Annotated in this window: 10 protein-coding genes; 7 read left to right on the forward strand and 3 right to left on the reverse strand. The window is 68.3% G+C overall.

Going from position 1 to position 11,569, the window contains the following annotated elements; translation table 11 throughout:
* The first annotated feature begins 104 nt into the window (after positions 1-104).
* From RD110_RS00635 to RD110_RS00660, 6 genes are all read left to right on the forward strand, one after another.
* Positions 105-1,037, forward strand: a complete 933-nt coding sequence (locus RD110_RS00635) for a LysR family transcriptional regulator (protein WP_076195728.1) — start codon at positions 105-107, stop codon at positions 1,035-1,037.
* 113 nt (positions 1,038-1,150) lie between these two features.
* Entirely contained in the window at positions 1,151-1,441 is a 291-nt protein-coding gene (locus RD110_RS00640; RefSeq protein ID WP_076204154.1) for a hypothetical protein, read from the forward strand.
* A 17-nt stretch (positions 1,442-1,458) separates the two neighbouring features.
* On the forward strand, positions 1,459-2,634 hold the full coding sequence (locus tag RD110_RS00645) for a serine hydrolase (RefSeq protein WP_083686042.1): 1,176 nt from the start codon (positions 1,459-1,461) through the stop codon (positions 2,632-2,634).
* The gene (locus RD110_RS00650) at positions 2,579-3,640 is read left to right on the forward strand and encodes a serine hydrolase (protein WP_076195732.1); all 1,062 of its coding nucleotides are present in this window, start codon (positions 2,579-2,581) and stop codon (positions 3,638-3,640) included. Before RD110_RS00645 ends, RD110_RS00650 begins: the two co-directional genes overlap by 56 nt.
* 109 nt (positions 3,641-3,749) lie before the next feature.
* Positions 3,750-6,095 (forward strand): xanthine dehydrogenase family protein molybdopterin-binding subunit, encoded by a 2,346-nt coding sequence (locus RD110_RS00655; RefSeq protein ID WP_076195734.1) that lies wholly within the window; start codon positions 3,750-3,752, stop codon positions 6,093-6,095.
* Positions 6,096-6,200: 105 nt separating this feature from the next.
* Complete coding sequence (locus RD110_RS00660) at positions 6,201-7,046, forward strand: DMT family transporter (protein ID WP_338053089.1); 846 nt, start codon at positions 6,201-6,203, stop codon at positions 7,044-7,046.
* Between the two features lies 1 nt (position 7,047).
* Here RD110_RS00660 and RD110_RS00665 read toward each other — a convergent pair whose 3' ends face one another.
* Positions 7,048-7,434, reverse strand: a complete 387-nt coding sequence (locus RD110_RS00665) for a response regulator transcription factor (RefSeq protein WP_076195738.1) — start codon at positions 7,432-7,434, stop codon at positions 7,048-7,050.
* Positions 7,435-7,580: 146 nt separating this feature from the next.
* Here RD110_RS00665 and RD110_RS00670 point away from each other — a divergent pair, with 146 nt between their 5' ends.
* Positions 7,581-10,205, forward strand: a complete 2,625-nt coding sequence (locus tag RD110_RS00670) for a PAS domain-containing protein (RefSeq protein ID WP_076195740.1) — start codon at positions 7,581-7,583, stop codon at positions 10,203-10,205.
* Here the strand turns inward: RD110_RS00670 and RD110_RS00675 are convergent.
* Together RD110_RS00675 and RD110_RS00680 are read right to left on the reverse strand one after the other, a co-directional pair.
* Positions 10,202-10,885, reverse strand: a complete 684-nt coding sequence (locus RD110_RS00675; RefSeq protein ID WP_076195742.1) for a DsbA family oxidoreductase — start codon at positions 10,883-10,885, stop codon at positions 10,202-10,204. The genes RD110_RS00670 and RD110_RS00675 overlap by 4 nt on opposite strands.
* 48 nt (positions 10,886-10,933) lie before the next feature.
* Positions 10,934-11,527 (reverse strand): flavodoxin family protein, encoded by a 594-nt coding sequence (locus RD110_RS00680; RefSeq protein WP_076195744.1) that lies wholly within the window; start codon positions 11,525-11,527, stop codon positions 10,934-10,936.
* Positions 11,528-11,569 lie beyond the last annotated feature (42 nt).

The raw sequence follows: 11,569 nt of genomic DNA on the forward strand, positions 1-11,569 counted from the left end.
GTGGGTTGAGGTACACGCCTTGTTGGCGTGGAAGGATTATTTTTCTTACCATTGAGTTTGATAATCCAGATGATTTGTGAATAACCTTCTTGAAAACTGGAACAATGGACCGGTTTGACGCCATCACCGCCTTTGTCGCCGTCGCCCGTGCCGGCGGCTTCTCGGCCGCCGGCCGCACGCTTGGCACCCCGGTGGCCAACGTCAGCCGCAAGGTGGCCTTGCTCGAAGATGCGCTGGGCGTGCGGCTGTTCGTGCGCACCACCCGGCACGTGGCCCTGACCGAAGCCGGCAAGCGCTACTTCGAGGCCTGCAGCCGGGTCATCGATGCATTGCGCGACGCCGACGAAGAAGTGACTGGCGAATACCGCCAGCCCAAGGGCGACCTGGTCGTCACCGCGCCGCTGGGCTTCGGCCAGCAACATCTGCAGCCGGTGGTGCACGAGTTCCTGCGCGCCTACCCGCAGGTCAATGTCCACCTGCAGCTGTCCGATCGGGTGGTGGCGCTGGTGGACGAACATGTGGACTGCGCAGTGCGCATTGGCAACCTGGGTGACAGCAGCCTGGTGGCCCGCGAACTGGGCGCGGTCCGGGTCGTGGTGTGTGCGTCGCCGGACTATCTTGCGGCGCGTGGAACACCGCCGGATCTGGCGGCGTTGGCCGATCACGATTGCATCAGCTGGACGGGGCTGGGGCCCCACAGGGTCTGGACCCTGACGGTGCGCCGGGCAGATCGATGCACCGATGCGCAGGTGCCGGTTCGCGTGCGCACGTCCACCACCACGCCGGAGTCGGCGCTGCAGGCCGCCATCGCCGGGCTCGGCCTGGTGCAGGCCACGAGCTACCAGGTGGCACCGCATGTCGCGGCCGGGCGGCTGGTACCCGTGCTGACGGCCCATGACAGTGAACCTTACCCCGTGACCCTGGTCTACCCGGGCAAGCGGTTGATCCCCTTGAAGCTGCGGGCGCTGCTGGACTTTGCGTCGCCCCGCCTGGTGCAGCGGTTGGCCGATGTCGAGGCGGTCATGGGCCGGCGGTGAGCCGGGTCTGCGGGCCGGCCGCGCGGCGCAGTCTCCTACGCGAGGCGCTGACGGCCGGCCGACAGATGGCTGGCGGTGATTTTTCGATACTGGTGTGATACCAGGAGATGACCATGACCGCAGCCACCCAGCACGATGCGCATCAAGCGCAAAAAGGCCCTGCTGCCACTCGCAGCAATGGCCCGACGAAAACACCTGCGGAGCCCGATACCAAGGCCGCCCGGCAGGATGGCGGCGATGTGCAGGGCGACATGCCGCTTCCGCACGAGCGCGACCAGAGCAGCCACATGACCGACGGCGTGCCGAGCACCAAGGTGCGGCAGGCCGCGAAGGACGTGGAGCGCGGCCTGGAAGACACCAGCAAGGGGGCGGAGATGGACCGCGCCTACCAGAAGCAGCGTTGAGGCGTTGCCCGCCGCGCATGCACCTCCCCAGGCCTTCACTGCGCCAGCTCCCAGGGTTTCGCCGGGCCGTCGTGCTCGGCTTCGTGCCGGCCGTCGCCGCCTGCATGTTTTGGGTCCAGGGTCCGGCCCAGGCGGCCAGTGAGACCGCAGAGCCGGAATGGGTTGGCCGCATGCAGGCCGAATTCACGCGCATCGAAACTCAGAGCGGCGCGGGCCTGGGCGTCTACGTCCGGGACCTGGGCACCGGCCATGCGGCTTCCCACCGTGCCGAGGAAACCTGGTATCTGGCCTCCACGGTCAAGGTGCCGATCGCCATCGCCGTGCTGCGCGGCGTGGATCGGGGCGACTACCGGCTCGACACCCGGCTCGTGCTGCGCGACACCGATCTCGTCGACGGCGCGGGCCAGACGGTGAAGCAGCATGTGGGCGCGCCGCTGTCCATCCGTTACCTGCTGAACCAGATGATCGTCTACAGCGACAACACCGCCAGCGACATGCTGATCGGCCTGGTCGGCATCGACGCGGTCAACGCCGTGGTGCACGAACTCGTGCCGCAGGGGTTCCAGCGCATCACCACGCTCGCCGATGTGCGCCGCCACGCCTACGAAAACCTGGCGCCCGAGGCCGCGCGGCTTTCGGGTTACGACTTCCTGCTGCTCAAGGCGCAACGCACGGATGCCGAACGCCAGGCCGCGCTGAGCCACCTGATCCAGGTGCCGACCGCGGCGTTCCGCCTGCCCAGCGTCGGCGCGGCTTTCGAGGCGTATTACGCCACCGGCCTGAATTCGGGCCGGCTCGATGCGTATGCCGACCTGCTCGAACTGCTCGCGCGTGGCAAGGCCCTGAGCGCGGGCAGCACCAAGTACCTGCTCGGCGTGATGGAGCGCGTGCGCACCGGGCCCAACCGCATCAAGGCCGGCCTGCCCCCGCGCGCCCATTTCGCGCACAAGACCGGCACGCAGCGCGCGCGCACCTGCGACTCGGGCGTGGTCACCCTGCCCAGGCTCGGCCGCGACCAGCGCGTGGTCGTGGTGGCCTGCACCAGCGGCGAGCTGTCTTCCACCCGGTCGGACCACACGTTGCGGCAGGTGGGCACGGCCCTTTGCAAATCCGGCCTGCTGACCGACGGGAAACCCGATGAACCCATTTGTTTCGCCACGCCCAGCCTCGTGCCTGGCACTGTTGCTGACTAGCCTGGCATGGCTGGCACCGGCCCATGCGGCGGACTGGTCCGACGCGCTGAAGGCACGCGTGGCGCAGATCGACCAGGCCACGCCGGGCCAGCTCGGTGTCTACGTCAAGCGGCTCGACAACGGCGAGACGATGCGCTTTGAAGCCGATCGCCCCTGGTACCTGGCCTCTTCGGCCAAGCTGCCCGTGGCCATCGCGCTGCTGCAGGAGGTGGAGAAAAACAAGATCAAGCTGAGCGACAAACTCGTGCTGAAGGAGACCGACAAGGTCGACGGCTCGGGCGCCGTGGTCTGGCAGAAAAACGGCACCTCCTACACCGTGGATTCGTTGCTCAAGCGCATGCTCATGGACAGCGACAACACCGCCGCCAACATGCTGATCCGCACCATCGGCGAAGACACACTGAACGACTACGCCAGGGACTACCTGGGCCGCAAGGGCTTCGAGAAGATCACCGATTTCACGGCCGTGCGTTACGACGTCTATGCCGAGATCCACACCGATGCCCGCAAGCTGAGCAACATGGACCTGGTGCGCGCCGCCGCCGCGCCGCTCGGCCCGAAACGTTTCGACACCCTGGTGCGCACCATGGGCGTGGACAAGGCCGCGGTGCGGGTCAAGACCATCGACGAGGCCTATGCGCGGTACTACGCCAAAGGTGCCAACACCGCCACGCTCGAAGGCTACGGCGGCATGCTGGAGCAACTCGTGCGCGGCAAGCTGCTGTCGGCCGAACACATGAAGTTGCTCTACACCGACCTCAAGTTCGATACCTACGACGCCTACCGGCTCGAAGCCGGCCTGCCGCGCACGGTGAAGTTCATCCACAAGACCGGCACCCAGATGCACCGCGCCTGCCACATGGGCGTGATCGACCCGCAGGACGGCGGCCGCGCGGCCATCGTCGTGGCCACCTGCGCGGAAGGCCTGGACGAACACGCCGAGGCCGGCCGCGCCTTCGAGCAGATCGGCCGGGCGATCACACAGACGATGCTGACCGAACGTTGAGACCGGGCGGCCGGTCCCTGCAGGCCGCGCCGACTCCGCCTATAGTGTTCCCTTCGGTATTCCCAGGCTGCCGCCGCCTCGCGTGGCCGGCGGCCGGACCACTTCCCCCATGGAGACCTCAGTGCAGAACAACAACCCCCTACGTTTCGGCAGCGGCCAGTCGGTGCGACGCCTCGAAGACGACCAGTTGCTGGCCGGTGCCGGCCGTTTCACCGCCGACGTGGTGCCCGCGGGCCAGGCCAGCGCCGTCTTTGTGCGCTCCCCGTATCCGCATGCGCGCATCGTGTCGGTCGATACCTCCCCGGCGTTGGAACTGCCCGGCGTGCTGGCCATCGTCACCGGCGCCGACCTGGCAGCCGAGGGCGTGAAGGTGTTGCCCGGGGTCAGCGGCTTCAAGCGCGCCGATGGCAGCGCGGCCGTCACACCGCCGCAGCGGGTGCTGGCCCACGAGCGCGTGCGTTTTGTTGGTGAGGCCGTGGCGCTGGTGGTGGCCGAAACCCTGGAGCAGGCGCGCGACGCGGCCGAGGCCGTGTTCGTCGACTACGAAGAACTGCCGATGGTGGTGGACATGGCCGCCGCCACCGCGCCGGGCGCACCCGCGCTGGCCGAGGCCGCTCCCGACAACATCGCGGCCGTGGCCCACCATGGCGACACGGCGGCCACGGACGCGGCGTTTGCCAAGGCCCGCCACACCGTGAAGCTCGAGGTGGTGAACCAGCGCATCGTCGCCGTGACCATGGAGCCGCGCACCGTGCTGGCCGAGGCCGACGCGGACAGCGACAAGGGGCCGGGCCGCATCACCATCCGCATGAGCACGCAGATGCCGACCGGCGTGCGCAACTCGGTGGCCGCGGCGCTCGGCCTGGAACAGGAGCAGGTGCGGGTGATCGTCGGCGACGTGGGTGGCGGCTTCGGCATGAAGACCGGCGTCTATCCCGAAGACGTGGCCGTGGCCTACGGCGCACGCCTGTTGAAGCGGCCGGTGAAATGGGTCAGCGAACGCAGCGAGGAGTTCCTCGCCGCCTACCATGGCCGCGACCTGCACAGCCATGCGGAACTCGCGCTCGCCGAAGACGGCAAGATCCTCGCGCTGCGCCTGTCCTCGCTGGCCAACGTCGGCGCCTACGCCACCGGCGCCGGCGTGGCCATCCAGCTGCTGATCGGCCCCTGGGTACAGACCAGCGTCTACGACATCCCCACGATCGACTTCAACTTCAAGGCCGTGCTGACCAACACCACGCCCACCAGCGCCTACCGCGGCGCGGGCCGGCCCGAGGCCATCTTCATGATGGAACGGCTGATGGACGAGGCCGCGCGCCAGACCGGCATCGACCGCGTGGCGCTGCGCCGGCGCAACTTCATCCAGCCCGAGCAGATGCCGTACAAGAACCCGATGGGCCAGACCTACGACACCGGCCACTTCGAGCAGATCATGGACGAGGGCCTGGCGCTGGCCGACTGGAACGGCTTCGAGGCGCGCGCCGCAACGTCGGCGAAAAACGGCAAGCTCCGTGGCCTCGGCATCGCCACGTTTCTCGAATGGACCGGTGGCAACGTGTTCGAGGAGCGCGTCACCGTCAGCGTGCAGGCCGACGGCATCATCGAGGTCTTCTCCGCCGTCAACGCCATGGGCCAGGGCATCGCCACCACGCTGGCGCAACTGGTGGTCGACGCGTTCGGCGTCGGCATCGAGCAGGTGCGTGTGGTGCTCGGCGACACCGACCGCGGCAACGGCTTCGGCAGCGCCGGCTCGCGCAGCATCTTCACCGGCGGCTCGGCCGTGCGCATCGGCGCCGAACGCACCATCGACCAGGCAAAGCAACTGGCCGCCAAGGAACTCGAGGCCGCGCCCGAAGACCTGCAATACGCCGAAGGCCGCTTCACCGTGGCCGGCACCGACCTGCAGATCGGCCTGTTCGACCTGGCCGGCCGCCAGCCCGAGCAGCGCATCTTCATGGATTCCACCAGCACCGTGGACGGGCCGACCTGGCCCAACGGCTGCCACATCAGCGAAGTCGAGATCGACCCGCTCACGGGGCAGGTCGCGGTGGTGGCCTATGCCTCGATGAACGACGTGGGCCGAGTCATCAACCCGATGGTGGTGCGAGGCCAGCTCGATGGCGGCGCGGTGCAGGGCATCGGCCAGGCGCTGTGCGAGCACCTGGTGTACGACGGCGAGACCGGCCAGCTCGTGAGCGGCAGCTTCATGGACTACGCCATGCCGCACGCGGAAGATGCGCCCGACTTCAAGACCGAGATGAACACCACCATCCCGTGCAAGAACAATCCGCTCGGCGTGAAGGGCGTGGGCGAGCTCGGCACCATCGGCGCCGCACCCGCGGTGGTCAATGCGGTGGCCGACGCGCTGGCCCGGGCCGGCCATGCCGGCTTGACGACCAGGCTGCAGATGCCGCTGTCGCCAGGCCGTCTGTGGAGCCTGTTACAGGGGGCATGATTGTCTGAGTCGAATCGGGCTCCAGCGCAATCCCATCCTGTACAAGCAGCTACCGAAACAATAGCAAAGCCCCTCGCGGGCGGACACGGATCGAAAGCGGAGAACCTGCGCGGCATCGGCGCGATGCTCATCGCCGTGGGCTGCTTTTCGTTGATGGACGCCTTCATGAAGACGCTGGCGGGCACCTATCCGCCGATCCAGGTGGCCGCGCTGCGTGGCATGGCCGCGTTGCCCTTGGTCACGTTCTATGTGCTGTGGCGACGCGAGGTGGCGAGCCTGGGGCGCGTGCGCTGGGGGCTGCATGTATTGCGCGGCGTGTGCAACATCCTCACGCTGAGCCTGTTCAGCTACGCGCTGAAGTCGCTGCCGATGGCCGAGGCCTACACCATCTTCTTCATCGCGCCGCTGCTGATCACGGCGCTGTCCACCGTGGTGCTGGGCGAACGGGTGCGGCCCGCGCACTGGCTGGCCATCGCTGTCGGCCTGCTGGGCGTGCTGGTGGCCATGCGACCCGACCAGGAGGCGTTCTTCACCCTGGGCGCACTCGCGGTGCTGGGCGCCGCGACCTGCTACGCGCTGTCCGCCATCATCGGCCGGGTGCTGACCCGCACCGATTCGACGGCGAGCCTGGTGTTCTGGACCACCGCGTTCGTGGCCGTGTCCGGGGGCGTCCTGGCGCAGCCGGGCTGGGTGCCGGTGCAGCCGTCGCACTGGCCGCTGGTGGCGGGGCTGGCCTTCACCGGCTTCTTCGGACTGCTGGCCATCACCCAGGCTTTCCGCCATGGCCAGGCGGCCGTGGTGGCACCGTTCGAATACACGGCGCTGGCCTGGGGTGTGGTGCTCGACTGGCTGCTCTGGCAGACCGTGCCCGACGAAGCCACCCTGCTCGGCGGCGCCATCATCATCGGCAGCGGTCTCTACGTGGTGCGCAAGGAACGCGCGAAGCCTTGATTCAGGTCTCGGCGGCAGGCCGGTGCGATGGCCGCAGCAGCTTGCGCACGACCGAGGACTGGAAGGGCTTGCGCAGGAAGTGATCGGCCAGCGCGATGGTCTTGGCCACGCGTTCGGACTTGTCGCCCATGCCGGTGATGGCGATGATGACCATGCTGTTGTCGTACCGCGCACGCAGTTCCTGGGCCAGGTCGCAGCCATCCATGCCCGGCATGTTGATGTCGAGGATCACGCAGTGCGGCACCTGCTGCGCCACCAGGCGCAGGGCTTCGTGGCCATCGGAGGCGGTACGCACGACATAGCCGTCCAGTTCCAGCAATTCGGCCATGCCGGCGGCGGCGTCGAGCGAATCGTCGACCACCAGCACTTGAACGTCATCTTGGGACATCGACTCGCCTTGTTTCCATCGATAAAAACTGCATTTTATGAACCTCGCGCGCGCCCTCTTGTAGGACCACGGCGGTTCTGAAGCCGGCGATCGCCGAATCGGTGCACCTGGCCTCAAAATGCAACAAAAGAGTCAAGGAAACACGGATGCCGCACGTCGAATCGGAAAGCGCCTCCCTTTCATTTGTGCAAGGTGGTGGTGAGCTCGGGGGCCTGATCGCCGCCTTCGACTGGCAACGGACCGAACTCGGCCCGATCGCCGTTTGGCCCCCGCATGTGACCGTGGCCACCGCGCTGATGCTGCGCACGGCCGTGCCCATGGTCATGCTGTGGGGGGAATCCGGCGTGATGGTCTACAACGACGCCTATGCCAAGATCGCCGGGGGGCGCCATCCGCAACTGCTGGGCTCCCGTGTGCGCGAAGGCTGGCCCGAGGTGGCCGATTTCAACGACCATGTGATGAAGGTCGGCCTCGCCGGCGGCACGTTGAGCTACCGCGACCAGCATCTGATCCTGCACCGCAACGGCCGCGCCGAGCCGGTGTGGATGAACCTGGACTACTCGCCGCTGCTCGATGCCGAGGGCGTGCCCGCCGGGGTGTTGGCCGTCGTCGTCGAAACCACGGCCAAGGTGGAGGCCGAGCGGCTGCTCGGCGGCGAGCGGGAGCGGCTGGCCCAGCTGTTCGAGCAGGCGCCGAGCTTCATGGCCATGTTGCGCGGGCCGCAGCACCGCATCGAACTGGCCAACCCGAGTTATCTGCGTGCCCTGGACCGGGCCGACGTGATCGGCCGTCCCCTGGCCGAAGTCCTGCCCGAGTCCGTGGAACAGGGATTCGTGGCGCTGCTCGACGAGGTGTATGCCACCGGCGAGGCGTTTTCGGCCGAGGCCTTCCGGTTCGTGCTGGAAGCGGCGCCCGGGGCGCCGCGGCGGGAGACGTTCTCGGATTTCGTGGCCCAGCCGATCCGCGACCGCAATGGTGCCGTCGATGGCATCTTCATCGAAGGCGTGGACGTGACCAGCCGCGTCGCGTCCGACCGCCTGCGCGAAAGGCTGGCCTCGCTGGCCGACCACCTGCGCGACCTGAGCGAGCCGGGCGAGGTGGTTTTCGCGGCGTCCCAGGCGCTCGGTGAAGCCCTCGGTGCGAGCCGGGTCGGCTACGGCCGCATCGACCACGATGCGGAAACCCTGCACGTCGAGCGCGACTGGACGGCACCCGGCGTCGAGTCACTGGCCGGTGTGACCCGGCTGCGCGACTACGGCGCCTTCATCGACAGCCTCAAGTGCGACGACTTCGTCGCCATCGGCGATGTGCGCGAAGACCCGCGCACCCAGGCCGCCGCCGCCGCACTCGAAGGCCGTTCGACGCGGGCTTTCATCAACGTGCCGGTGGTCGAGCATGGCCGGCTGGTGGCGGTGCTGTTCGTGAACGCGGCCGAGGTGCGCGAGTGGCGGCTGGAACAGCTGGCCTTCGTTCGCGAGGTGGCCGAGCGCACCTGGTCGGCGCTGGCGCGCACCCGGGGCGAGGCCGCGCTGCGGCTCAGCGAGGCGCGGCTGCGCGAAGCCAACGAAACGCTGGAAGCCAAGGTGGAGGCCCGGGGCCGCGAACTGATGGAGATAGAGGCCAAGTTCCGCCAGGCGCAGAAGATGGAGGCGATCGGCCAGCTCACCGGCGGCATCGCGCACGATTTCAACAACATGCTGCACGGCATCGGCACCAGCCTGGAAATCCTGCAACGGCGGCTGCAGCTCGGCAAGACCGAAGACAACCAGCGCTACATCGACATGGCCCAGCGGGCGGTGCAACGCGCCGCTTCGCTGACCCAGCGCCTTCTGGCCTTCTCGCGCCGCCAGGCGCTGGACCCGCGCCCGACCGACGTGAACCAGCTGATCGCCGGCCTTGGCGACCTGGTGCGCAGCACGGTCGGCCCGGGCATCGAGGTCGGGACCGCGCTGGAAGAGGGGCTGTGGCCGACGCTGATCGATGCGCCGCAACTCGAGAACGCGCTGCTCAACCTGTGCATCAACGCGCGCGACGCGATGCGCGACGGCGGCGGCCGGCTCGTCATCGGCACCGCCAACCGCCGCATCGACGCCGAGGCGGCCGCGCAGTTGGACCTGCCGCCCGGGCCCTATGTCTGCATCTCGGTCGCCGACACGGGCTGCGGCATGACACCCGAGGTCATGGCCCGCGCGTTCGATCCGTTCTTCACCACCAAGCCGCTCGGCGAAGGCACGGGGCTGGGCCTGTCCATGGTCTACGGCTTCGTGCGGCAGTCGGGCGGCCAGGTACGCATCGCGTCGGAGCCAGGGCAGGGCACGACGATGAACCTGTACCTGCCTTGGCACGCCGCAGCGCCGGACTCACCAGCCGGGGCTCGCAACGCGCCCGCCCCGGCGACGGCTCGCCAGGAGGTGATCCTGCTGATCGAGGACGATGCCATCATCCGCACGCTGCTCGACGAGGAATTGACGGAGGCCGGCTACCGCGTGGTCGTGGCCGAGAGCGGCCCGCAGGGGCTGGCCGTGTTGCAGTCCGACCAGCAACTCGACCTGTTGATCAGCGACGTCGGCCTGCCTGGCGGACTGAGCGGCAAGCAGATCGCCGAGGCCGGGCGGCTGGTGCGGCCCGCGCTCAAGGTGCTGTTCATCACCGGCTATGTGGAACACGTCGGCACCACCGGCGACAGCCTGCTCGGCCCGGGCATGGCGCTGATCACCAAGCCCTTCGAGTTCGTCGATCTGGCGCAGAAGGTGCGGAAGATGCTGGATTAGCGGTCGGCCGTGTCGCCAGCCGCTTCTGGCGCGCCCGCCACGGCCTGCTTCATCGCCTCGAGCAGCGTCGCCGGATCCTGCGCGCCCGACACCGCGAGCTGGCGGTTGAAGATGAAGAACGGCACGCCGCTCACGCCGAGCTGGCGGGCCTGCTGGTCGGATTCGGAAACGGCGGCGCGTTCCTCGGGGCTGGTGATGAAGGCGCGCGCCGCGGCCGGGTCGAAGCCGGCCTCCGTGGCGATGGCGACCAGCACCTCGATGTCGCCGATGTTGCGGTTTTCCACGAAGTAGGCCTTGAGCAGGCGCTCCTTCATGTCGCTGCCGTCCCGGTCGCCGCGCTGCGCGAACGCGATCAGCGCGTGCGCGGCCAGCGTGTTGGCCTGGTGCGCGATGCCGTCGATGTTCAGTGCCAGGCCGACGGCGCTGCCGGCCGCACGCACCCGTTCGTAGATGGTGGCCGCGCGTTCGGGTCCGCCGAACTTGTCCTCCAGGTACTGCTTGCGCGGCATGCCCGTCTCGGGCAGGTCGGGGTTGAGCTGGAACGGATGCCAGCGGATCACCACCGGCGGCAGGCTGGCCGCTTCCGGCAGGGCGAGCGCGGCTTCGAGCTTGCGCTTGCCGATGTAGCACCAGGGGCAGACGACGTCGGAGACGATGTCGATGGTCAGTGGCGTGGTCATCCTGGGTTCCTTTTTCGATGCATCAAAACGGGTTGCGGCGCAGGCGGATCAAGCGCCAGTTGCTTCCAAAAACGTAGCGGCATGCGCCGTGGCCTCGGCATCGGCCAACACCGCATTCGGCGGCCCGCCCTTGCCCCACAGCACGCCGCCGTCGGCCATGCCGAGGAACTGCGCACACAGCCGCACCGAGTCGATCATCGGCTGGGCCTTGGCGCGATCGCCGCTGGTGGTGACAAGGCGCAGCGTCTTCTGCGCCATGGCTTCCTTGAAGGCGACGCCGGGCGTGCGCATCCAGGCGCTCCAGTGGTCGATGTAGGTTTTCAGCGGCGCGGGAAGGCCGTACCAGTACACCGGCGCGACGAACACGATGTCGGTGGCGGCCAGGGTGGCTTCGAGCAGGATGGCCATGTCGCCCGTGGGCGGCGCGTAGCTGCCGCTGGTGTGGCGCCGGTCGACGAAGGTGGGCAGTTGCAGGCGGGCGAGCGGTTGCCAGGTCTGGCGCGTGCCTTCGGGCAGTGCGGCCGCGGCCTGGCGGGCCAGCCATTCGGTGTTGCCAAGATGGCCGGGCTCGCGGGTGGAGCCGACGAGGAACAGGAAATGGCGCCCGTCCTGGCGCAGGTTCGGAGAGGGGGTCTGGGGCATGTTGCGGAAATCTGGAGCGTTGAGGCCAGCCGCGATTCTGGC

Origin of the sequence: Rhodoferax koreense (genome assembly GCF_001955695.1) — a bacterium.
Taxonomy (GTDB): domain Bacteria; phylum Pseudomonadota; class Gammaproteobacteria; order Burkholderiales; family Burkholderiaceae_C; genus Rhodoferax_B; species Rhodoferax_B koreensis.

Coding starts and splice junctions, on each gene's coding strand:
- RD110_RS00635 (WP_076195728.1), top strand. CDS start 105: ATGGACCGGTTTGACGCCATCACCGCCTTTGTCGCCGTCGCCCGTGCC.
- RD110_RS00640 (WP_076204154.1), top strand. CDS start 1,151: ATGACCGCAGCCACCCAGCACGATGCGCATCAAGCGCAAAAAGGCCCT.
- RD110_RS00645 (WP_083686042.1), top strand. CDS start 1,459: ATGCACCTCCCCAGGCCTTCACTGCGCCAGCTCCCAGGGTTTCGCCGG.
- RD110_RS00650 (WP_076195732.1), top strand. CDS start 2,579: ATGAACCCATTTGTTTCGCCACGCCCAGCCTCGTGCCTGGCACTGTTG.
- RD110_RS00655 (WP_076195734.1), top strand. CDS start 3,750: ATGGAGACCTCAGTGCAGAACAACAACCCCCTACGTTTCGGCAGCGGC.
- RD110_RS00665 (WP_076195738.1), bottom strand. CDS start 7,434: ATGTCCCAAGATGACGTTCAAGTGCTGGTGGTCGACGATTCGCTCGAC.
- RD110_RS00670 (WP_076195740.1), top strand. CDS start 7,581: ATGCCGCACGTCGAATCGGAAAGCGCCTCCCTTTCATTTGTGCAAGGT.
- RD110_RS00675 (WP_076195742.1), bottom strand. CDS start 10,885: ATGACCACGCCACTGACCATCGACATCGTCTCCGACGTCGTCTGCCCC.
- RD110_RS00680 (WP_076195744.1), bottom strand. CDS start 11,527: ATGCCCCAGACCCCCTCTCCGAACCTGCGCCAGGACGGGCGCCATTTC.